The following is a 22,514-nucleotide window of genomic DNA, read 5'->3' as shown; positions in this document are numbered from 1 at the left end:
ACGGCTGAGGCTCGTATCCGTCTCAAGGGGTGCGACCTTTAGTTGATAAAAGCTGTTGTAATCAGGGTTCTACAGGGAACCCATATTGATCAAGTTTTGCCCAAAATTGACTCCATCGTTCCTTGGTCAATACCAAAGCTCGTAGGCTCAAAATAATTCCTGCTCCTTTTTCCTTCCATCGCATCCCTGAACAACATAATCGTTGTTTGACCAACGTCTTACAAGCTGCTTCCGTAACACCTGAACCAATCGGATACTTTTTCTCTAAGTATTCAGCATAATCCATTTGATGCTGATGATTCTCGTAATAAGTAATCGCCGCTTGTAGTTTCTCGGTAAGATTCTTAGAATGACTTTTTTCTTCTTTGACTTCTTTCATCAGATTTAGCAGTTCTCCTGCTTTTCCTTTTTCATGCTTGAGTTCTCGACAATTTTCAGTCAACCATTCTTTTTGTTTTGACACGGTATTCGGATGCAACGCTTCTGCCAAGGCACCTAAGTAACCAGAGGCATGATAGAAATCTAATATCTGTTCTTCCGTTTGCTTTTCTAAAAACTTCCAATTTGATTCTGCCCCGTCTGCTATCCCGACCAATGTTGCCTCTGGATAACGGTTTTTCGCTCGCTCAATTTCTCTTTCCAATCTTTCTAGAAAACTCTTTTTTCCATACTCTGGTGCCGCACCTAGATAGATTGTATGTTGACGTTCGCCTTCACTATCGTATAGGGAAACGGTTCCCACCATTGCTTCACGGTAGCCATCCTCACACATCAGCATACAGGTTCCATCTAATCCTATTCCCACTGTTGCAATTTGGCTATCCTCCTTGGGCGGGGCATAACTCCACGCTTCTTCTTTTGCTTGTACCACACTTCCTACTGCTTCACTCAATCTTTGGATATAGGATAGCGCTACTTTTCTACCATGATTTTCTAATAAATCATTTTTCACCTCTTTGCCTGCCATCCCTGACATTTTTGAGGATACCTGTTTTGCCAATAATGGCGTTGATGTTATGATTATCCTTGCTTCTCTTTCTAAGGGGCAATACGTTTTTCCTCAAAGGTGAACGCTGATATACATGACGATTCACTATAACCTCACCATAAGGTGTTTGATATTCTTTCGGTTGCTCTCCCTTACTCTTCCAGATTTCTTCACCGATTTTTAAGGGTGAACCATCTGTATCTAAATATTTCAAGGCTTCTTTGCTGGCGATGCAACCTACTTCGTTTAAGCCTTTTTGAATATTTATTTCTGTATCCAACATTGAACGACTGAGTTCTAATGTTAGTTCTATTTTTATCTTTGAACCCTCTACATTAATTAGTTTTGCTGTCATCATTGTTTCCTCTTTGTCACTTTTCATCTCATGTTAACACTTTTCTTTTCCTTCATCAACTAAAGGTCACACCCAGTGAAGGTCTCAAGCGTCTTTATCCACAAATAGAAAATTGACAGACCACTAGGTAAAGGTTTCAGCAATCATTATTGATTTTTTATGAAATGCTAAAAGGCTTGTCAAATAAAGAGTCTAGAATTTTGATTCGTTTGCCCTGGGACTCTATGACATCAAACGTAAATCCCCTAGCAGGCCAACCTGCCCCCACCAAAACATTAGTTGATGTGACACGCCTATTGGCAAACTATTAGTCTAAGGCGTAAGTTAAGATACTATTATGGCTCTCCCCTTGTCTGTGTGTAATGTTATGTTACGAGTTAAAGCAAGCTAACAATTTAAGCCGTAGATGCTCAAAATTAGCAAATCCATAACTTTTCCTTTTTATTAATTTAATTTTTGTATTCATCCCTTCCGTTAATCCATTAGTTGTATGGTTTTCAAAATAATTGCATATACCTGTCAAATGAGTTTTCAGCATACCCACACTTTTTTTATAGAATAGGCTCGCTGTTCTCATCCATTTTTCAAATTTTCTCCTTGCACCATTTGTCGTTCTTGAATGCTCATAAATATCTCTAATCTCTTCCTTCATTTCATACGCTATTCCTAAACAAGGATACATTTTCAATATCTCTTCTAACTCTTCTCTTTTTTCTTCTTTTAACTCTTCTTTATTTTTCCATAATAGGTATGTTAAACCCTTTTTATGCATATTCATTTTCTTTCTCAATTTATTCAATTCTTCATTTATATTTTTCATTACATGAAATCTATCATAGACGATTTTAGCATTTACAAATAACTCCTTTATTGCTGACGTAAATCCCTCCCACATATCCACACTTACTTCCTTTACATTCTCTCTAACCCTTGCTGGCTGCACTTTTAGGGCTTCTATTATCTCTTCTTTTTTGTGTCCTTTTATTACTTCTAACAATTCCTTTTTATTTATATCTATCACTGTTGTAATAAAGTCTTTTTTTCCTTTTCTATTACTAAATTCGTCTAAACTTATCTTTTCTGGTAATTCCCATTCCTTCTTTTCTGCCTGCTTTGCATACTCTTCAAATATTGATTCCAATGTTCCCCAACTTATTTCTTCTTCTTGCCTTACCTCTTCTACATTTTTCTTTTTTACTTGCTCATAAATCTTTTCTTCATAACGAATTGTATAATGTTTTCTTAGCTGCATAAAGTCCAGTCTTTCTGTTATGTATTTCTGACATTTTTCACAATGGAACTGGCGGCGGGGCACTTCCAGATATACTTTCTTTCCCAATAGGGATAAATCCCGAACCAAATTATATTCTATTTGATTTATATCTTCCAATTCTTTATGACAATTTGGACATTCCATTACTTCGTTTTTCATTTTTAATTTTAAGAACAAAGCACCATCTATTTCTCGATAGTTTACGACTGTTACCTTTGGCAAACCTAGTAGCTCATCCAAGTTTATCCACATACTCCACCTCCTACTGTGGTATTATCATTATACACTTTCCACACAGTTGGGGGAAGAGCCCTATTATTAGGCAACCGATAAAAAGATAAATATAGGTATATAGGAGAAAAAGTCATGCCCCGATTAGCCCCCAAAGAGTTAAAGTTGGAAGCAAAAGAACGAGAACATCTAGAAAAACTGATAAATCGTCATACAACAGAGCAGCAAATTGCCTAAGGGCAAAAATAGTGCTTCTGGCAGATGAGGGAGAAAATAATCGAGAAATTGCTAGAAAATTAAAAATCAGCCGAAAAATGGCAAGTCAATGGAGAGAAAGATGGATAGCAGGACAGAAAAGTGAAATAGAAATAACAGAAAGAATCAAAGATGCTGAACGTAGTGGAGCACCCGCCAAGTTTAAACGCGAACAAATCTTGAAGTTGTTCAAATTAGCCTGTGATGACCCAAAGAATTATGAGCGTCCGATAAGTCACTGGACAGGACGAGAATTAGCCGAGGAATTAGTAAAGCAAGGAATAGTGGAAAGTATATCTCCTCGACAGGTAGGAAGATTATGGGAAGAAGCAGATATTAAACCCCATCAGTCAGGATACTGGCTGAATCCCCCCCCTGACCCAAATTTTGGGGAAAAAGTGAATGATAAGCTGTCATCACTCTAAGTGGATATAAGGTAGAATATATAGACTTACTTTTTTGTATGACTATGCTGACGTTAAACTTCTTAGACCAAAAGACCAAGAAAGAGCTACAAAAAGCCCTTAAAACGGAAGAGCACGCAGTTACAAGAGAGAGAATATTGATTATGTTACTGAGAAATGAAGGAAAAACGTATGATGAAATATCAGGATTATTAGGATGTTGCAAACGACAAGTGTGGTACTGGTGCAATAATGGAAATCCGAAAGAGATAGAAAGCTTAAGAGACAAAAGAAAAAAAGGAAATCACAGGAAAGTAACAGAAGAATACATAGAGAAATTGACGGAGATAATAATCAAAGAGCCTGAAGAGTTTGGATATGAATTTGGACGTTGGACAGTAGCAAGACTATCAACTCATATGGAAAAAGAAACGGGTATATTGTTAGGAAATACACAACTTAGAAATATGCTTAAAAAAAAGCGATTTGTCTACATCTGGGCAAAATATAGTCTAGAAGATAAAAAAGATGAGCAAAAAAGAGAGGAATTTAGAAAGAAAGTTGAAGAGTACAAGAAGCTTTTGAAAGAAAAGCCAGAATCAATCCAGATATGGTTTTGGGATGAAAGTGGCTTCAGCTTAAGAGTAATACGGAGAAAACATTGGACAAAAAAAGGAAAGCGTAAAAAAGTGAGGGGAGATAGAAGAAAAGGAAGAGTCAATGTAATGGGTGGTATTAGATATACTGACAAAAAACGGTGGGTTGATTTGATTCCCACTGGTAACTCTCAGAACTTCAAGAGTGTATTATTAAAATTTTACAAAGACATACAAAGAGAATGGATAGAACAAGGAAATAAAAAAGAAGACTTTGAAAAGAATGGTCCGAAGATTGTGATTATTTTAGAGGGTGTGACCTTTAGTTGATGAAGGAAAAGAAAAGTGTTAACATGGGATGAAAAGTGACAAAGAGGAAACAATGATGACAGCAAAACTAATTAATGTAGAGGGTTCAAAGATAAAAATAGAACTAACATTAGAACTCAGTCGTTCAATGTTGGATACAGAAATAAATATTCAAAAAGGCTTAAACGAAGTAGGTTGCATCGCCAGCAAAGAAGCCTTGAAATATTTAGATACAGATGGTTCACCCTTAAAAATCGGTGAAGAAATCTGGAAGAGTAAGGGAGAGCAACCGAAAGAATATCAAACACCTTATGGTGAGGTTATAGTGAATCGTCATGTATATCAGCGTTCACCTTTGAGGAAAAACGTATTGCCCCTTAGAAAGAGAAGCAAGGATAATCATAACATCAACGCCATTATTGGCAAAACAGGTATCCTCAAAAATGTCAGGGATGGCAGGCAAAGAGGTGAAAAATGATTTATTAGAAAATCATGGTAGAAAAGTAGCGCTATCCTATATCCAAAGATTGAGTGAAGCAGTAGGAAGTGTGGTACAGGCAAAAGAAGAAGCGTGGAGTTATGCCCCGCCCAAGGAGGATAGCCAAATTGCAACAGTGGGAATAGGATTAGATGGAACCTGTATGCTGATGTGTGAGGATGGCTACCGTGAAGCAATGGTGGGAACCGTTTCCCTATACGATAGTGAAGGCGAACGTCAACCTACAATCTATCTAGGTGCGGCACCAGAGTATGGAAAAAAGAGTTTTCTAGAAAGATTAGAAAGAGAAATTGAGCGAGCGAAAAACCGTTATCCAGAGGCAACATTGGTCGGGATAGCAGACGGGGCAGAATCAAATTGGAAGTTTTTAGAAAAGCAAACGGAAGAACAGATATTAGATTTCTATCATGCCTCTGGTTACTTAGGTGCCTTGGCAGAAGCGTTGCATCCGAATACCGTGTCAAAACAAAAAGAATGGTTGACTGAAAATTGTCGAGAACTCAAGCATGAAAAAGGAAAAGCAGGAGAACTGCTAAATCTGATGAAAGAAGTCAAAGAAGAAAAAAGTCATTCTAAGAATCTTACCGAGAAACTACAAGCGGCGATTACTTATTACGAGAATCATCAGCATCAAATGGATTATGCTGAATACATAGAGAAAAAGTATCCGATTGGTTCAGGTGTTACGGAAGCAGCTTGTAAGACGTTGGTCAAACAACGATTATGTTGTTCAGGGATGCGATGGAAGGAAAAAGGAGCAGGAATTATTTTGAGCCTACGAGCTTTGGTATTGACCAAGGAACGATGGAGTCAATTTTGGGCAAAACTTGATCAATATGGGTTCCCTGTAGAACCCTGATTACAACAGCTTTTATCAACTAAAGGTCGCACCCATTTTAGATAATGCGAGCTTCCACAAAAAGCAAGAAATTCTAGACGAGCTCACGGAAGAAATGCCAAACATTATTTTGGAGTTTTTACCCCCCTATAGTCCCGATTATAATTTAATGGAATTGGTATGGCATTCAGCAAAAGAATATATTGCAAATAAATTATTCAAATCAATTGAAGAATTAGAATCTCTCATCCATAAACTTCTTAATGAAGGTGGATTGACAATATGTTGGGGACGTAAAATCAAAAACAAGGGCTCAAGTATTATTGCAAGTTAAACTGATGACAGCTTATCACATAATCAACACAAGCTTGCTCTTCACAGAATTTCATGATATCTTTACGAGCATATGCACTATCACTTCTAACTATGATTTGAGTCTCTTTCCATTCTGCTCTAATAATTCCGATAATTCTCTGTAATTCTTCTAAAGCTCCTCCGGCTGGATCGACATGTTTATGAACGGAGTTTTGCTACTAATAAATGATGCCCACAGAAAATATATAAAGGCGCATAACACACTCCTTGATAATGCGTGTTGAAAAACGCACCTTCTTGAGGGCCATACACTTGGTCATCGGTTACATGGCTCTCCCCTTGTCTGTGTGTAATGTTATGTTACGAGTTAAAGCAAGCTAACAATTTAAGCCGTAGATGCTCAAAATTAGCAAATCCATAACTTTTCCTTTTTATTAATTTAATTTTTGTATTCATCCCTTCCGTTAATCCATTAGTTGTATGGTTTTCAAAATAATTGCATATACCTGTCAAATGAGTTTTCAGCATACCCACACTTTTTTTATAGAATAGGCTCGCTGTTCTCATCCATTTTTCAAATTTTCTCCTTGCACCATTTGTCGTTCTTGAATGCTCATAAATATCTCTAATCTCTTCCTTCATTTCATACGCTATTCCTAAACAAGGATACATCTTTAATATCTCTTCTAACTCTTCTCTTTTTTCTTCTTTTAACTCTTCTTTATTGGGAGCATCCCAGATTTGCAATGAGTAAAAGTACTCAGGCAATAGCTTCATTGAGATAAGCACAGCGTAATCTCAATATTTGAGGAACGTTTTCTGACTTCCAACAAGCCCCTGCTATTTGTATTCTCTTGCCAATTTGTTTGATTTTTGACTCTACACTTCCTGAGCCAATGCAGATACCTAAGTCTTGATAGAGTCCATAATCTGGCATTCTGCTTTCATGTTTCTTCATATAATTGATGAAGTTAATTGCTTCCTTTTGTTTTGAACCGTTCAATTCTTTAATTGCTGAATCTTGCTCCCCTTGCCATAAGTACGTCTCTATTTGCCTCTTTACCTTTTTTGAAACTTTCACTTTATGGATATTTTCCACCAAGTGATACCAATCCAATACTTCCCTTCTTTGGGAGCATCTCACTTATGCAATAAGTATTAATACTTATGGGGCAGAAAAATAAGACTTTGAACTTTATCGAACTTTATCAAAAAAAGAAATGAGAGTATAATAGTCGAGACCCACTTTCCAAAATCTATCCCAATTGAGGAACAATCTCATGTTATCAGTGTTATCAGAAAATGAAAAAAGGATTCAAGAGTTATGTCAAGAGTTGGGAGAATGTCTCTATCAACAATCTCAAGTTAAAACATTTAATAATTTGGGAGAAATAGAGGAGACTGTCAGAGACTTAATGATTCAGTATGTCAACCCAGAAATAGGTATTTTTTTGTCAAAACAAGTACCGAGGAAACCACAGGTCGGATACGAACAGTAAAAAGTATTTTGGGGGAATTGCCCATTACAGAAAAACAAGCGAAGAAATTAGAACTAAAGCCTCGAACTCAGATGAGTCCAATGTTAGAGAAGAACTGTTTGCTACTGAGTGGCGATGAGTCTTATGAAAAAGCAGCTAAGAAAATCCAATCATTGACGGGAATTGCTGTTTCTCACAGTACGCAACAACGCCTTGTACATCGCTATCATTTTGAAGAATTACCCTCTAACACAGAAGTCGAAGAAATTAGCATAGATGGTGGGAAGGTACGACTCAGAACTCCCAAGGGAGAACCCTTAATTTGGCGTGATTATAAAGGAGTCAGTTTTCATCAATTGGGGGTAGCTGCCTTTTTTCAAGATAACTCGGCTTTATTAGATTTGGTTAATTCTCAAATTTTGGCTAAGCCTTTAATTTGTTTGGGAGATGGACATGATGGTATCTGGAACTTATTTCGTGAGATAGGACAGAAACATGAGCGAATTGAAATTTTGGACTGGTATCACTTAATTGAAAACCTCTATAAAGTTGGGGGGTCATTCCAGCGAATTGAGGAGGTCAAGTCTTTTCTTTGGACGGGTGAAGTGGATGCCGCTATCTCCTGTTTTGAGGGATGGTCAGAGCCTCAAGCTGAGAATTTTATCATTTATTTAAACAAGCATAAACATCGGATTGTCAATTATGGTTATTTGCAGGCAGAGGGCATTTCTATTGGCTCTGGCTCTGTCGAATCTCAAGTTAAACAAATTGGTCATCGTCTTAAAATTACTGGTGCGAGTTGGAATTCTGACAATGTACCACAAGTCCTTCGTCATCGCTGTTCCTATTTAAATGATTACCTTTTTTGACTCTTTCATTTACCTCGTTAAGTATTTCTACTTATTGCAAAGGTGAGATGCTCCCGAGGTAAATTGGCTTCCTTGATCACTATTAAAGATGTCTGGTTTGCCATAAATTGACAATGCTTCCTCCAATGCTGACTTACAAAAATAAACATCCATAGTGTTGCTAATCCTCCATGACAATACCTTACGACTCAACCAATCCATAATTGCTACTAGATAAAAGTGTCCTTTTCCTATTGGCAAATAGGTGATGTCGGTACACCAAACTTGATTGGCTTTTTCAATGCTTAAGTCTCGTAATAAGTAAGGATAAATTTGATGCTCAGGGTTTCGCAACGTTGTTCTTTTCTTGGGGTAAATTGCTTGTATTCCCATTTGATTCATCAATCGTATTACTCTTTTTCGATTTACCTCATAACCTAATGTGTTGAGGTATACTGTCATCTTTCTGCTCCCATAAAATGGTGTTTTCATATATTGTTCATCCAACAGTCTCAATAGTGTCAATTCTTCGGAACTAATTTCCTTTGGTTCGTAATAATAACTCGAACGATTTATTCCTAATAATTCACATTGACGTTGAATGCACAATTCAGAATGTTTGGGGGCTACCAAGGTTTTTCGGTCGGTAGCCCCAATTGTACCGACCTGTCCACTAAAAAATCTCGCTCGACTTTTAGCTTTCCTATTTGCCGATATAGCTCATTTATCTGAGTTTCAGCATTTTCTTTGATTTCTTTTCCTTGGTTTTCTGTTTCAAAGATTTGACTAGCTTCGTCTAATACTTTTCGTTTCCATCCATTAATCATTGTTGGATGAATTTCATATTGACTGGCTAATTCAGATACCGTTTTCTCTCCTCGAATTGCTTCTAAGGCGACTTTGGCTTTGAACTGGGCTCCATACTGTTTTTTCTTGTTGCTCATAGCTCTCCTGATTTCGATTTAGAGCTTACACTACTGTCCAGTTTTGGGGGGCTACCTCAATTCAAGGTCGAGAATTTGAATATATTCGTCACGGCACTCAAACGTTAATAACCAGTTTTGATGTGGCCAAGGGTCAAGTAATCTGCTCTACAGTCGGAAATACTCGCACAGAGGCAGACTATTTAAGCCATATCCAAAAAACCATTGCCACCAGCCCTGATGTAGCAAAATGGCACTTGATTATGGATTGCCTAAATACCCATCAGTCAGAATCTTTGGTTCGCTATGTAGCAGAATTTGAGGGACTTAATCTTGAATTAGGAGAGAAGGGCAAGAGTGGCATCCTTCAATCAATGGCGAGTAGAGCAACTTTTCTCAGTGACCCCAATCATCGAATTGTTTTTCACTTCACACCGAAGCATTGTTCATGGCTCAATCAAATTGAGATTTGGTTTGGTATTTTAATGCGTAAGTTACTGAAACGAGGAAATTTTCTCAGTCAAGATGATTTAAGAACGCAAATTCTTGAATTCATCGACTATTTTAACCGCACTATGGCGAAGCCCTTTCGATGGACGTATCGGGGGAAGGTTTTGGCTGCTTAAATTTTATAGCACCTAAACTTACGCCTTGGACTACTAGTTGATTAATTGGCAATTTTCATAGCAAAACCCTTGCCAGTAAATACATCGAGCCTTTTGTATCTTTGACTACATTCTGAATTTGGAATTGCTGATTGATGACACGCCCTAGGCGAATCTCTAAAACCAAGCGAAAAGCTCCCCGAACAGGGCAAACGCATCTTATCCGAGTAAAACCTTAAGGAGATAGTCCTCGTCCCAACCAGCGCGTAGCCGTTTATTCTTGATACCAAGTTTCAGAGTATTTTCCTTTGTGAGCAAGTTAAGAGCGATATGGCGTAAGACGGCTAAATTCTCAGGAGCAAAATCCTTACGAATGCGACAAGCATCCTCGTTGAAGGCCAAGTCTAGAACCCAATGTAAAGAGTTTTCTATCAACCAATGACTACGAACAGATTGGGATAATTTTTGAGCATTACTCGGCAGGCTACTGATATAGTAGCGAGTCTCATACTCTGTTTTGTCTTTCAATCGTCTCTCCGCTTTAATCATACAGATGCTCGTCAACTTTGCCCATTTCTCCGCACCCAGCAAAAATTCTGTTTGTTCCATCGTCCAGCAACGGCGAATTTCAATCCGTCCATGTCCCTTGTCTATTGTTTGATGAAAATCATGCTTAATTCCCACAAAATTAACCGATTGAGCATGAGCAAATAATTGTTCAACATCCTCACATAAATTACCTTGATTGCCTTTCAATGCCAAAACATAATCTCCCCCTCGCCCTACTATCTGTTGGGCAATCTTTGTCTGAGTTCCCATGGCATCAATCGTTACGATACAACCTTTGACCTCTAGCATTTTCAGGAGTTTAGGAATCGCCGTGATTTCATTCGATTTGCTTTCCACCTTGCACTGTCCTAGTACTAGACGATTTGCTGTTGCCCATGCACTTACCATCTGAATTGCGCCCTTTCCGTTGGCATTGTCATAGGAGTGGCGAAGGGTTTTGCCGTCAATCGCTATCACTTCTCCTTCACTGGGTGCGACCTTTAGTTGATGAAGAAAAAGAAAAGTGTTAACATGAGATGAAAAGTGACAAAGAGGAAACAATGATGACAGCAAAACTAATTAATGTAGAGGGTTCAAAGATAAAAATAGAACTAACATTAGAACTCAGTCGTTCAATGTTGGATACAGAAATAAATATTCAAAAAGGCTTAAACGAAGTAGGTTGCATCGCCAGCAAAGAAGCCTTGAAATATTTAGATACAGATGGTTCACCCTTAAAAATCGGTGAAGAAATCTGGAAGAGTAAGGGAGAGCAACCGAAAGAATATCAAACACCTTATGGTGAGGTTATAGTGAATCGTCATGTATATCAGCGTTCACCTTTGAGGAAAAACGTATTGCCCCTTAGAAAGAGAAGCAAGGATAATCATAACATCAACGCCATTATTGGCAAAACAGGTATCCTCAAAAATGTCAGGGATGGCAGGCAAAGAGGTGAAAAATGATTTATTAGAAAATCATGGTAGAAAAGTAGCGCTATCCTATATCCAAAGATTGAGTGAAGCAGTAGGAAGTGTGGTACAGGCAAAAGAAGAAGCGTGGAGTTATGCCCCGCCCAAGGAGGATAGCCAAATTGCAACAGTGGGAATAGGATTAGATGGAACCTGTATGCTGATGTGTGAGGATGGCTACCGTGAAGCAATGGTGGGAACCGTTTCCCTATACGATAGTGAAGGCGAACGTCAACATACAATCTATCTAGGTGCGGCACCAGAGTATGGAAAAAAGAGTTTTCTAGAAAGATTAGAAAGAGAAATTGAGCGAGCGAAAAAACGTTATCCAGAGGCAACATTGGTCGGGATAGCAGACGAGGCAGAATCAAATTGGAAGTTTTTAGAAAAGCAAACGGAAGAACAGATATTAGATTTCTATCATGCCTCTGGTTACTTAGGTGCCTTGGCAGAAGCGTTGCATCCGAATACCGTGTCAAAACAAAAAGAATGGTTGACTGAAAATTGTCGAGAACTCAAGCATGAAAAAGGAAAAGCAGGAGAACTGCTAAATCTGATGAAAGAAGTCAAAGAAGAAAAAAGTCATTCTAAGAATCTTACCGAGAAACTACAAGCGGCGATTACTTATTACGAGAATCATCAGCATCAAATGGATTATGCTGAATACTTAGGGCTTGCTGAAAAAGTCAAAAAACGAAAGAAATGTGGGTTAGGGAAGTATGGACTGAAAAAGCATAGATAACTTATCCTTATGGAAACAAATCAAAATACAGATTTTGTTTAATCTATTGTTCCTTTCTGTCTAAAAAGGTCAACACAAATCACTCCTCACAAAAGAGAGGAAAATTAACACCATTTTTCACAAGAAAAACGACTCTACAACTTTTTACTTTTTGTCTTCTGAAGTAGAGTAGAAAGATTCATTACCAAAAAGTTCATCGCAATTACCGTTTCCGAGGTCTCAGGTAGTTTGGCCATCACTCGACCAAGACTAAATTTCCTCTTTCCCTGTCCGAATTTACCCTCAATGGCATTACGCACTCTTTCATCTGAGCGTGCCTCTTTCTTTTTTTCTTTGCTCACCTCTTTCGGCGGTCTTCCCAATCGGGGACCACTCATTCTTATATCCCTTTCTTTACAATAAGCTCGATTCGCTTTTGTTCGATAGATTTTATCCACATGAACCGATTCCGGATAACATCCTGTTTCCCTTTTATATTCTTCTATTCGCGCTTGTAAATCTCCCGATTCGTTGTAATTATCCCAACTTAATTTGTCTAAGAAGACAAAGCCATTCACATTACTTGCCGATATTTTAGCTCCAAACTCTACTGCTTTTCCCGCTTTTCCACGCACTATTGGACGCACGTGAGGTTGGCTTACACTCACAATTCTGTTTTCTACTTTATTTGTCTTTTTTTCATACATTTCTAACTGTTGCTCATACACTTTTCCTATCGTTACAAGCTCTTCTTGCTCTTTTTTCGTTAGTTTTTCTAACTTTGCTCCCTCTTCTATCATTTTTTCTATATCAGACAAGTTTCTTTTTATATATCCTAGTTGTTTTTTTGTTCCTTTTCTTCTTTCTTTTTTTGACACACGACGTTTTTTTGCTATGGCTAAGTACTCTTTTCTTGCCACTTCCCTATAAGTCCTCGGCTTTTCTTTCCTTTTCTCTTTTATTTCTTCATACAGCTTATCTATTATTTTTTCTGTTTTTTCTCTGGCATCATTCAATATTCCTATATCCGTTGGATATTTTATATCTGCTGGTGTACAAGTCGCATCTAACAATAACTTTCCTTCATTTTCTTTTTTTTCTGACGCTACACCCGTCGCTTTTTTTTCTATTTCTTTATTAATTTTATTTATTAATTCCATTCCTATTTTTTTACGAAAATGAACCATCATTGACGCACTAAATGCTTCTTTGCTACTATAGCTTTCCATTCCTATAAAGTACTGTAAATAAGGGTTCTCTTTTATTTGTTCTACTGTTTCTCTGTCACTTTTTCCTGAAATTTCTTTGATAATTAATGCTCCTAATGCCATTCTAAATGATTTGGCTGGGGCTCCTTTTTTTTCTGTGAAGTTTTTTGCATATTCTTCCTCATATTCTTCCCAGGGAATCATTTTTGACATTTCTATCCAACGATTTTCTTCGTCTAACTGCCCGCCGAACAGATTTTTCAAGTTTTCTGGTGTTTCAATTGAGTACTGTTGCTTTCGGTACATCTGCTTTCTCTCTTCTTAATGCAATGGTTTTGAGGCATTCTACCCTATTTTCGTGCATTCTAGCGGTTCTTAATTCGCCTACTATTTTTCTCCGTAAAGGTCTCAGCTTTTTTCAGCAAGCCCTACTTAGAGAAAAAGTATCCGATTGGTTCAGGTGTTACGGAAGCAGCTTGTAAGACGTTGGTCAAACAACGATTATGTTGTTCAGGGATGCGATGGAAGGAAAAAGGAGCAGGAATTATTTTGAGCCTACGAGCTTTGGTATTGACCAAGGAACGATGGAGTCAATTTTGGGCAAAACTTGATCAATATGGGTTCCCTGTAGAACCCTGATTACAACAGCTTTTATCAACTAAAGGTCGCACCCAGCCGTTGTTTCTTGCTCTAAAGTTTCCCGATCTGGAATTCGACGAGCTAGGCATTGCCGAGTCATTGCGGACAGCTCGTTTTCAGCAATATTAAGCCAACTGCCATGTTTTGGGGTATGGTGAATTTCCAACCGTTCGACTAGACGACGAGCCGTGGAAGGCTCAAATGCTTCATATAGTGAGGCAAGTTTGTGAGTATTTAGCTGATCACATACTAAAATGACTTTGTCGTTATCAGCATAGTCGTTATCGAGTAAATTCTTAATTTCTGTTGCCCAGTCAACCGATGTTCTACGTTCACTGACAACTGTCTTTCGCCACCCAGACAAGGGTTCTGTAAACATAAAGATATTGGCTGTTCCATTGCGTTCATATTCGTAATCATGCGCCTCTGGCTGTCCAGGTTTGGCTGGTAGAGGAAGGCGGGTTTCTTTGACCAATTGTATAGGTTGCTCATCCATGCAAATCACTGGACAATTGGGGTCATAGGGTCGGTGATAAATTTCTAGAACATCTTCCATGTTAGACACAAATTCGGCACTCTTTTCTGGTGGAATCACGTACATCTGTCGCAGATGAGGTTTTAGTTCGTTTTTTTTAACACTTGACGCACGGTTTCGTGACTAATTGCTGGCACAATTTCTAACTCGACCGCCTTGTCGGCTAGTAACCTCAATGTCCAACGGGCTTGACCAGCAGGCGGTTCTCCACAACGTAAGGCGATTAGTTTTGCTTCTACCTCTCCATCAATAATCGGTTGACGAGGCGGCGTTTTGCGGGGCTTGCGGCTTAATGCTGACTCCACACCTTCATTGACCAATCGCTCCCTGAGATTGGCGACTGTGTTACGGTGACAACTAAAGGCGGCGGCAGCTTCCTCATCCGTCCATCCTTGTCCATTCACATCAATGTTTAACAGAATATTGGCGTGCTTAATTTTGTAAGCCGCTCCTTTGCCGATGGATACCAAATCTTTTAGGGTCTGACGTTCTTCTTGACTTAATCGGACAATATAGGTCTTGAGCATGGTTACTTATTACGATATCTGTTGAGGTAATGAATAGCAGGGTAATCGCATATTAGTAGAGTGGAATCAAAAAAGAAATCTAGCTTAAAAATAGACTATATCAAAAACTAAAAAGAGAAGAAAATCAACTTAAACTCTAAAAGATTAAGTAATTTCGCTAATTCATAATTGTTGGTGTCAATATTTTGCCAATCCTCCTATTTGAAGCTAAATATACTCATGAATATCACTCCTGTGAACTAGCTGCTAAAACCTGTAGAAGAAAATTGTTGTCCATCGCCGCCAAATAACGCTTCATCTTCAAGCTTTTTTGAGATGGCTCATGTTTAAGCAAATTAATACTTAAACGACGGAGCAAGCCCAAATTATCAGCCGCATTACCTTGACGCACTCGACTCGCATCCTCATTAAAAGTGACATCTAAAACCCAATGCAGACTATTTTCAATACTCCAGTGAGAACGAATCACATGGCTATGACGTTCGGCATCCGTAGGAAGACTGCTAATATAATAGCGAAACGTCTCTGTTGTTTTATGACCGAATTGAGTTTTACTTTTAACCATCACAACAGTTGCTAAACCGACCCACTGATTTTGGCGATGCAATGCGGAAAGCTGATTGATTGACACTGTCCAGACTTGACGAGTTTCTAAACGGTAATGTCCTTTTTCTGTCTTCTCATGATAACTGTATTCAATTCCTTGCCAGTTCTGAGCGACCGCTTGTTTAAACCAATCGGCACTGGTATCGTCTAGCTAGAAGCTACAAACGTTGCAATACGAGAGGTTCAAGAAATCAGGCGAATTTGGAGTAAGTCCTCCCAAGTTAACCCTTTTTCAATTATACCGAGAGCTACAGCAGGAACTTCTCTAGTCGTAAAATGGCTGCGAACAAAGTTATGAACCATCCAGAAAATATCTAGGACTCGCTGTAATCCCACAACAGATTTAGCATAAGTATTTGTACGACGACGAAAGGCGGCTAAATAGCGTCGGATAGCACTATTAAATGCCTCAACGTGGTTGGCATGGATGTCCTTTTCTTCTGGTTTTTCTGTTGTCTCAGGATGTTCTGGTTTCGGAGTTTCTACTTTCTTTAGTTTACCCTCAGAATCTCGACGTTTACTACTCTTATTTTTTAGTCTTACCACAAGACCCTTCGGTAATACTTTGGTGGGACGACCTCGCTTTCCAGTCCTTAATACTTCGTGACAAATATTAAATAGCAGTTGACTATATCGCTTTTCTCCATCTGTAAATAACTGGAGAGATTCTGCACTCCTTTCAAATAATTCCGTTACCGTCATCATTGCTTCTAGAAATAATTTCTGCTCTTTTCGACCACATTTTAAATGCCAAATAAAGCGGCTAGCCCTGTCCATGAGCACGATTGTCCACCCCTCAGAGGCACTTGCTTCTTTATTTTTTCCAACTTTTGTGTATAGTTCATCCCCTTCTATTACTAATTTAACAAATTCATTCACTAAGGCGTATAAAAATAATGTCTCTTGTAATCCTGATAATTTCTTTTCCCAATTCAATATTGTTGTTTTCGCGTAGCCGAATACTCGGGCTGCTGCATTTAATCCTATTCCTTCCATTCTGGCTTTTAATACTTTTACAATTTCACTTAATGGGGTTTCTAAGCCAGCGATTACGCTACCATAAGTCTCAGCAAAACAAGAACTACATTCTTGACAAATGAACATTTTACGTTCCCCGTTACCTTTCGTTTGATAATGAGAATGTATTTTTACGTTTTCACTATAGCAATGAGGGCAGTTTTTCTGAAATAAGGCTTCCTCTTTCTCTTGGGGTAAGCCAATATCACTTAGGAGGTCAATTGAGCTTTTATTCAATGTTGACATTGCTTTCTGTTTTCCCTTTCTTTAATATAATGACAATAATAATAGTATAACAAAAACGGGAATATGTCCAGTCGTAAGTTATTTTCTATTTTCTCAAACTCTTACACCATAACTTTTTCTAGCTTTGATCACACGATACCAGTACCAACCAATCCCTAACTTGTTTATTAAGTTTGCCCTGATTTCCTTTGAGAGCCAATACATAGTCACCTTCACCTTGCTTTATTTGTTTTGCGATTTCTGTCTGCGTTCCCATTGCATCTAGGGTTACTACTGCCCCCTTGATGTTAAGTAACTTCAGTAACAAGGGGACTGCTTTTATTTCATTAGATTTACTATCTACTTTCTTTTGCGCTAACATCAGTCCCCGCTCACTACTCCACGCACTTATGCTGTGTAACGCATTTAGTCCTTTTTCCCTATCATAAGAACCTCTTTTCGTTTTTCCATCTATCTGTATCAGCTCTATGTCCATTTTCTCCGTTAGACTGCTTATCCAGCTCAGAAAACTTTTTTCTAGTTCTTCTGTTTCCAACATTCCAAATACTCTTCCAAAGGTATCGTGAGAGGGAATTCCCTTTGGTAACTCTAGAAACATTTCTAGCCATTCTCGTTTGGCTTTGCCATAGGCTTCAATTGCTACGAAGCCATCTGCCCCTGACAATACTGCCAATATTCCTATGGTGACAATTGCTGTTAAGTTATGGTCTTGCCTTCTCCCTGTTCTCGGTTCTTTTAGGCACTGAAAATGTTTCAGTATGCTTCTTTTGATAATTTTGACTTCTTTTTCTTGTTGTGGGGTTAGAACTCTTGCGCCGAAGCCTTTTGCCATCTTTGACCTCACTCACTTACTTTTTTTAAATAATAGCCTTTTCTTCTCTTAGATGACTGCTTCTTTTTTACACTATATTTCTCTCTTTTTGTCTGTATTTTTTGTAACAAATAAGATGCGATTACCCTGTAATGAATAGCCTCTCCATTTTCCCTCAAGTTCACAATCTTTAGCTTGACAGACCACTAGAACATTACTAAAAAGTCAAGGTGCCAGACGATATTTTTGCCAATTCCCCTGGGGATCTAACTGAAAACAAAGACGGTCATGAAGACGACTCGGACGGCCTTGCCAAAATTCGATCGCCTTTGGTATGACTCGAAAACCGCCCCAATGGTCTGGTCGGAGAACTTTTTGGTTCGTATATTTTTCTTCAAGCAAAGCCAGTTTTTGCTCTAGTAAATGGCGATCGCTGATAATTTCACTTTGGGGAGAAGCCCAGGCTCCTAATTGAGAGGCTCTCGGACGAGATTGAAAATAGAAATCCGACTCTTCTGCACTAATTTTTTCCACTGAGCCTTCAATCCTCACTTGTCGCTCTAATTCTCCCCACCAAAAAACCAAAGCACAATCAGGGTTTGCCGTTAATTGTTGGCCCTTGGCACTGTCGTAATTGGTAAAAAAAACAAAACCGTTTTCATCTAAGGCTTTTAATAACACCATACGAGCCACAGGTTTGCCGGTGGCAGAAATCGTGGCCAGACTCATGGCATTCGGTTCTAGCAATTGGGCCGCGATCGCTTCTTCTAGCCAATGGTGAAATTGAACAAAAGGATGATCGGCGACAGAATTTTCGTTGAGTTCAGCTTTACAGTAGTTTAAGCGTAGATCGGCTAGGGACAAGGCCATAGAGGACAAGACAATTTTTAAAGATTAAGATAGTACGCCTTATGTGAGTTGTCCAAAGGGTTGAACAGGAGTCTGCTCAAAGGTGAGAACATCGATGCCAAAAAGCTGGCACAACAATATACGTAGCGTATGACTTGCCATTTTAGCGGCAACATGGACACAGAGTCCCTCAACTTTCTTTCTGAGCAATCGCTCCAAGTTGCGTCCTGTATTTTGCACCTCATTGAAAACTCCCTCAATCCGTTCTCGAAAATGCTGGAGAAGCCGCTCAAAGACGGGAGGAGTTTGTTGATGTTGATGGACTCTCTTAGCTGTAGAGACTCGATTACCTGTAGTTCTCGATATCTCGGACTGCCAATCAGTACTAACAAATCCCTTGTCCGCCAAGATGTTGCAGCCTTGAATGAACTGCAATACGGATTCTGTTGCTTCCCGTTCGTCACTATGAGCAGGGACGAGAGAATAAACCAAAGGGACACCCTCAAGGCTGCTCACCACGACTAACTTGTAGCCAAAATACTTCATCTGGCGGCTAACACAATAGCCATAGGTGGCACTGCCTGTAAAATCGCTTTGACCTTTACTTCGCTTGTAACCAACGACGGGCACTGGCTTTGTATCGAGGAGCAGCGTTCGCTCGAAATGGACACCCATCTGCTTAACCCAAGAGCGTCTTAACTCCTCCATCAGTCCTTCTAATCGCCGAGCACGTCGATTGAACTGGCTCTGGTCTAAGAGCTTGGGAAACAGGCTCAAGTAGTTTGCTCGTATAAATCCCAGAAATTGTCGTTCTTTGGGATAGGGGAAGTAATCCATTGCTAACAATAATGTCAACATCTCACTCTCACTGAAACTAGGCTTGGGTCTAGGCAAGATGGGAATAAAGCGATATCCTTGTTCTTGATACCAGTCATCCACAAGGACATAAATGATGGTCAAGAGGGTTGGAGCATCTATCATATTTATGGGAGACCTCATGCTTTGGAGTATGATTACCTTTATCATGATGCTCCCCTTGATTTTGCAAACATCTCTATCTCACATCAGCCGTGAAATGCTAAAAGGCTTGTCAAATAAAGAGTCTAGAATTTTGATGCGTTTGCCCTGCAGCAAAAATAAATTCAGAACGATTTTGCGTCGTTTCAGCGATTCACCAAATTGTCAAGAATTGTAAAGTCCTTTTGGTGTAAGGTTTTCAGAGCTATCAAGTTTTGAATTTGGAATTGCTGTTTGCCCTGGGGCTCTATGACATCAAACGTAAATCCCCTAGCAGGCCCAGAACTTACGCATTGACAGGATGGCTCTTCCCCCAACTGTGTGGAAAGTGTATAATAGTAATACCACGGTAGGAGGTGGAGTATGTGGATAAACTTGGATGAGCTACTAGGTTTGCCAAAGGTAACAGTCGTAAACTATCGAGAAATAGATGGTGCTTTGTTCTTAAAATTAAAAATGAAAAACGAAGTAATGGAATGTCCAAATTGTCATAAAGAATTGGAAGATATAAATCAAATAGAATATAATTTGGTTCGGGATTTATCCCTATTGGGAAAGAAAGTATATCTGGAAGTGCCCCGCCGCCAGTTCCATTGTGAAAAATGTCAGAAATACATAACAGAAAGACTGGACTTTATGCAGCTAAGAAAACATTATACAATTCGTTATGAAGAAAAGATTTATGAGCAAGTAAAAAAGAAAAATGTAGAAGAGGTAAGGCAAGAAGAAGAAATAAGTTGGGGAACATTGGAATCAATATTTGAAGAGTATGCAAAGCAGGCAGAAAAGAAGGAATGGGAATTACCAGAAAAGATAAGTTTAGACGAATTTAGTAATAGAAAAGGAAAAAAAGACTTTATTACAACAGTGATAGATATAAATAAAAAGGAATTGTTAGAAGTAATAAAAGGACACAAAAAAGAAGAGATAATAGAAGCCCTAAAAGTGCAGCCAGCAAGGGTTAGAGAGAATGTAAAGGAAGTAAGTGTGGATATGTGGGAGGGATTTACGTCAGCAATAAAGGAGTTATTTGTAAATGCTAAAATCGTCTATGATAGATTTCATGTAATGAAAAATATAAATGAAGAATTGAATAAATTGAGAAAGAAAATGAATATGCATAAAAAGGGTTTAACATACCTATTATGGAAAAATAAAGAAGAGTTAAAAGAAGAAAAAAGAGAAGAGTTAGAAGAGATATTGAAAATGTATCCTTGTTTAGGAATAGCGTATGAAATGAAGGAAGAGATTAGAGATATTTATGAGCATTCAAGAACAACAAATGGTGCAAGGAGAAAATTTGAAAAATGGATGAGAACAGCGAGCCTATTCTATAAAAAAAGTGTGGGTATGCTGAAAACTCATTTGACAGGTATATGCAATTATTTTGAAAACCATACAACTAATGGATTAACGGAAGGGATGAATACAAAAATTAAATTAATAAAAAGGAAAAGTTATGGATTTGCTAATTTTGAGCATCTACGGCTTAAATTGTTAGCTTGCTTTAACTCGTAACATAACATTACACACAGACAAGGGGAGAGCCAAATACCAAACCAAATCTCAATTTGATTGAGCCATGAACAATGCTTCGGTGTGAAGTGAAAAACAATTCGATGATTGGGGTCACTGAGAAAAGTTGCTCTACTCGCCATTGATTGAAGGATGCCACTCTTGCCCTTCTCTCCTAATTCAAGATTAAGTCCCTCAAATTCTGCTACATAGCGAACCAAAGATTCTGACTGATGGGTATTTAGGCAATCCATAATCAAGTGCCATTTTGCTACATCAGGGCTGGTGGCAATGGTTTTTTGGATATGGCTTAAATAGTCTGCCTCTGTGCGAGTATTTCCGACTGTAGAGCAGATTACTTGACCCTTGGCCACATCAAAACTGGCTATTAACGTTTGAGTGCCGTGACGAATATATACTGAACACGGTCACAAGTTGCGAATTTTAAAAATAAGAGATAATATAGTAAAAATAGAAAAAGTAGTCAAGAGGCTGAGAAATGATTAAGTTAGAATTTACGGAAGAAGACAAAAGACTGTTGTCTTACGGTCGGTTTAATCACCCGCATCCTAGAGTACAGCTAAAGATGGAAGTTTTATGGTTAAAAAGTCAGGGATTATCTCATCAAAAAATTGCTCAATTCGCAGGAGTTTCAGTAAATACGGTGACAAGCTATATCCGTGATTATCAAGAGGGCGGGATAGAAAAACTAAAAGAAATAAAATTTAATCGCCCGAAAAGCGAGTTAACAGAGCATCAAGGGACAATTGAGGCATATTTTGAGTCAAATCCACCAGCAAGAATAAATGAAGCAGTAAAAAGAATAGAAGAATTAACGGGAATAAAAAGAAGTCCAACGCAAGTCAGAAAATTTTTAAAGTCAATAGGAATGAGGTGTCTAAAGGTGGGAACAATTCCATCAAAAGCAGATGTAGAAGCTCAGGATAGCTATAGAGAAAAAGAGCTAGAACCAAGGCTAGAAGAGGCAAAAGCAGGAAAAAGGGCAGTTTTCTTTGTAGATGCCTCTCATTTTGTAATGGGAGCATTTGTAAATTTTATATGGTGCTTCAAAAGGATTTTTATTAAGTCACCATCAGGGAGAAAACGTTTTAATGTGTTAGGAGCATTAAATGCAATTACCCATGAAGTAATTATGGTAACGAACAGTTCTTATATTACGGGAACTCAGGTTTGTGAACTCCTAGAAAAGATAGCAGAATTAGGACTATTAATACCGATTACGTTGGTATTAGACCAGCAATTCTAAATTTGCCCTGTAGCAAGGGTTTCAGGTTTTAGTTCGCGTAATACGGGTGCATCCCACTTAAGATAATACATTGACACTCAAAAGAGGAGAGTGATTGAGATAAGCACATCGTAGCCGAA

Annotated in this window: 16 protein-coding genes and 11 pseudogenes; 11 read left to right on the top strand and 16 right to left on the bottom strand. The window is 38.5% G+C overall.

Going from position 1 to position 22,514, the window contains the following annotated elements:
* Positions 1–61 precede the first annotated feature (61 nt).
* Positions 62–1,343, bottom strand: a pseudogene (locus tag KA717_04030) (ISKra4 family transposase).
* Between the two features lie 370 nt (positions 1,344–1,713).
* Positions 1,714–2,868: an ISL3 family transposase gene (locus KA717_04025; protein ID UXE62053.1), complete on the bottom strand. Its 1,155-nt coding sequence runs from the start codon at positions 2,866–2,868 to the stop codon at positions 1,714–1,716.
* Between the two features lie 227 nt (positions 2,869–3,095).
* Here KA717_04025 and KA717_04020 point away from each other — a divergent pair, with 227 nt between their 5' ends.
* The 4 genes and pseudogenes from KA717_04020 (at position 3,096) to KA717_04005 (ending at position 6,082) form a co-directional block, all read left to right on the top strand.
* On the top strand, positions 3,096–3,527 hold the full coding sequence (locus KA717_04020) for a helix-turn-helix domain-containing protein (protein UXE62052.1): 432 nt from the start codon (positions 3,096–3,098) through the stop codon (positions 3,525–3,527).
* Positions 3,528–3,565: 38 nt separating this feature from the next.
* Positions 3,566–4,432: an IS630 family transposase gene (locus KA717_04015; GenBank protein UXE62051.1), complete on the top strand. Its 867-nt coding sequence runs from the start codon at positions 3,566–3,568 to the stop codon at positions 4,430–4,432.
* Positions 4,433–4,487: 55 nt separating this feature from the next.
* A pseudogene (locus KA717_04010) lies at positions 4,488–5,769 on the top strand (ISKra4 family transposase).
* A 34-nt stretch (positions 5,770–5,803) separates the two neighbouring features.
* A pseudogene (locus tag KA717_04005) lies at positions 5,804–6,082 on the top strand (transposase).
* 10 nt (positions 6,083–6,092) lie between these two features.
* On the opposite strand, the pseudogene KA717_04000 reads toward KA717_04005, so the two are convergent.
* The 3 pseudogenes from KA717_04000 to KA717_03990 all read right to left on the bottom strand — a co-directional run bounded on the left by KA717_04000 (position 6,093) and on the right by KA717_03990 (position 7,195).
* Positions 6,093–6,390, bottom strand: a pseudogene (locus tag KA717_04000) (transposase).
* A 33-nt stretch (positions 6,391–6,423) separates the two neighbouring features.
* A pseudogene (locus KA717_03995) lies at positions 6,424–6,789 on the bottom strand (transposase).
* 34 nt (positions 6,790–6,823) lie between these two features.
* Positions 6,824–7,195: pseudogene (locus KA717_03990) on the bottom strand (ISKra4 family transposase).
* Positions 7,196–7,352: 157 nt separating this feature from the next.
* Between KA717_03990 and KA717_03985 the strand changes: the two are divergent.
* A protein-coding gene (locus KA717_03985) for an ISKra4 family transposase (protein ID UXE64545.1) occupies positions 7,353–8,410 on the top strand; the annotation gives its coding sequence in 2 pieces (ribosomal slippage) (positions 7,353–7,509 and positions 7,509–8,410; 1,059 coding nt in all).
* 27 nt (positions 8,411–8,437) lie between these two features.
* Here KA717_03985 and KA717_03980 read toward each other — a convergent pair.
* Together KA717_03980 and KA717_03975 are read right to left on the bottom strand one after the other, a co-directional pair.
* Positions 8,438–9,022, bottom strand: a complete 585-nt coding sequence (locus KA717_03980) for an IS3 family transposase (GenBank protein UXE62050.1) — start codon at positions 9,020–9,022, stop codon at positions 8,438–8,440.
* On the bottom strand, positions 9,016–9,333 hold the full coding sequence (locus tag KA717_03975) for a transposase (GenBank protein ID UXE62049.1): 318 nt from the start codon (positions 9,331–9,333) through the stop codon (positions 9,016–9,018). The genes KA717_03980 and KA717_03975 overlap by 7 nt, the downstream gene beginning before the upstream one ends.
* A 122-nt stretch (positions 9,334–9,455) precedes the next feature.
* On the opposite strand from KA717_03975, the pseudogene KA717_03970 reads away from it, so the two are divergent.
* A pseudogene (locus tag KA717_03970) lies at positions 9,456–9,812 on the top strand (transposase).
* A gap of 324 nt (positions 9,813–10,136) precedes the next feature.
* Here KA717_03970 and KA717_03965 read toward each other — a convergent pair.
* Positions 10,137–10,955, bottom strand: a pseudogene (locus KA717_03965) (ISAs1 family transposase).
* A gap of 47 nt (positions 10,956–11,002) precedes the next feature.
* Here KA717_03965 and KA717_03960 point away from each other — a divergent pair.
* Positions 11,003–11,431, top strand: a complete 429-nt coding sequence (locus tag KA717_03960; protein UXE62048.1) for a hypothetical protein — start codon at positions 11,003–11,005, stop codon at positions 11,429–11,431.
* Complete coding sequence (locus KA717_03955; protein UXE62047.1) at positions 11,397–12,179, top strand: hypothetical protein; 783 nt, start codon at positions 11,397–11,399, stop codon at positions 12,177–12,179. Before KA717_03960 ends, KA717_03955 begins: the two co-directional genes overlap by 35 nt.
* 155 nt (positions 12,180–12,334) lie before the next feature.
* Here KA717_03955 and KA717_03950 read toward each other — a convergent pair.
* Positions 12,335–13,672, bottom strand: a pseudogene (locus KA717_03950) (IS5 family transposase).
* Positions 13,673–13,813: 141 nt separating this feature from the next.
* On the opposite strand from KA717_03950, the pseudogene KA717_03945 reads away from it, so the two are divergent.
* Positions 13,814–14,005 (top strand): annotated as a pseudogene (locus tag KA717_03945) (ISKra4 family transposase).
* Between the two features lie 19 nt (positions 14,006–14,024).
* Here KA717_03945 and KA717_03940 read toward each other — a convergent pair.
* The 7 genes from KA717_03940 to KA717_03910 form a co-directional block, all read right to left on the bottom strand.
* Positions 14,025–14,606, bottom strand: coding sequence for an IS630 family transposase (locus KA717_03940; GenBank protein ID UXE62046.1), 582 nt, complete (start codon positions 14,604–14,606; stop codon positions 14,025–14,027).
* Between the two features lie 17 nt (positions 14,607–14,623).
* A complete protein-coding gene (locus KA717_03935; GenBank protein ID UXE62045.1) occupies positions 14,624–15,067 on the bottom strand; it encodes a helix-turn-helix domain-containing protein in 444 nt (147 codons plus the stop codon).
* 226 nt (positions 15,068–15,293) lie between these two features.
* Positions 15,294–15,767 carry an ISAs1 family transposase gene (locus tag KA717_03930; GenBank protein UXE64544.1) on the bottom strand — a complete coding sequence of 158 codons (474 nt, stop codon included), beginning with the start codon at positions 15,765–15,767 and terminating at the stop codon, positions 15,294–15,296.
* An 89-nt stretch (positions 15,768–15,856) separates the two neighbouring features.
* On the bottom strand, positions 15,857–16,936 hold the full coding sequence (locus tag KA717_03925) for an IS1 family transposase (GenBank protein UXE62044.1): 1,080 nt from the start codon (positions 16,934–16,936) through the stop codon (positions 15,857–15,859).
* A gap of 118 nt (positions 16,937–17,054) precedes the next feature.
* Positions 17,055–17,768, bottom strand: coding sequence for an ISAs1 family transposase (locus KA717_03920; GenBank protein UXE62043.1), 714 nt, complete (start codon positions 17,766–17,768; stop codon positions 17,055–17,057).
* Between the two features lie 204 nt (positions 17,769–17,972).
* Positions 17,973–18,617: a pyridoxamine 5'-phosphate oxidase gene (gene pdxH / locus KA717_03915; GenBank protein ID UXE64543.1), complete on the bottom strand. Its 645-nt coding sequence runs from the start codon at positions 18,615–18,617 to the stop codon at positions 17,973–17,975.
* 39 nt (positions 18,618–18,656) lie between these two features.
* The gene (locus tag KA717_03910) at positions 18,657–19,577 is read right to left on the bottom strand and encodes an IS982 family transposase (protein ID UXE62042.1); all 921 of its coding nucleotides are present in this window, start codon (positions 19,575–19,577) and stop codon (positions 18,657–18,659) included.
* Positions 19,578–19,976: 399 nt separating this feature from the next.
* On the opposite strand from KA717_03910, the gene KA717_03905 reads away from it, so the two are divergent.
* Both KA717_03905 and KA717_03900 read left to right on the top strand, forming a co-directional pair.
* Complete coding sequence (locus KA717_03905) at positions 19,977–21,131, top strand: ISL3 family transposase (GenBank protein ID UXE62041.1); 1,155 nt, start codon at positions 19,977–19,979, stop codon at positions 21,129–21,131.
* 496 nt (positions 21,132–21,627) lie between these two features.
* Positions 21,628–22,383: pseudogene (locus KA717_03900) on the top strand (IS630 family transposase).
* The last annotated feature ends 131 nt before the right edge of the window (positions 22,384–22,514 follow it).

The sequence above is a fragment of the Woronichinia naegeliana WA131 genome (assembly GCA_025370055.1).
GTDB classification, from domain to species: domain Bacteria; phylum Cyanobacteriota; class Cyanobacteriia; order Cyanobacteriales; family Microcystaceae; genus Woronichinia; species Woronichinia naegeliana.
The sequence above is the reverse complement of the archived record's forward strand: the minus strand, read 5'-3'. Positions and strand labels throughout refer to the sequence as shown.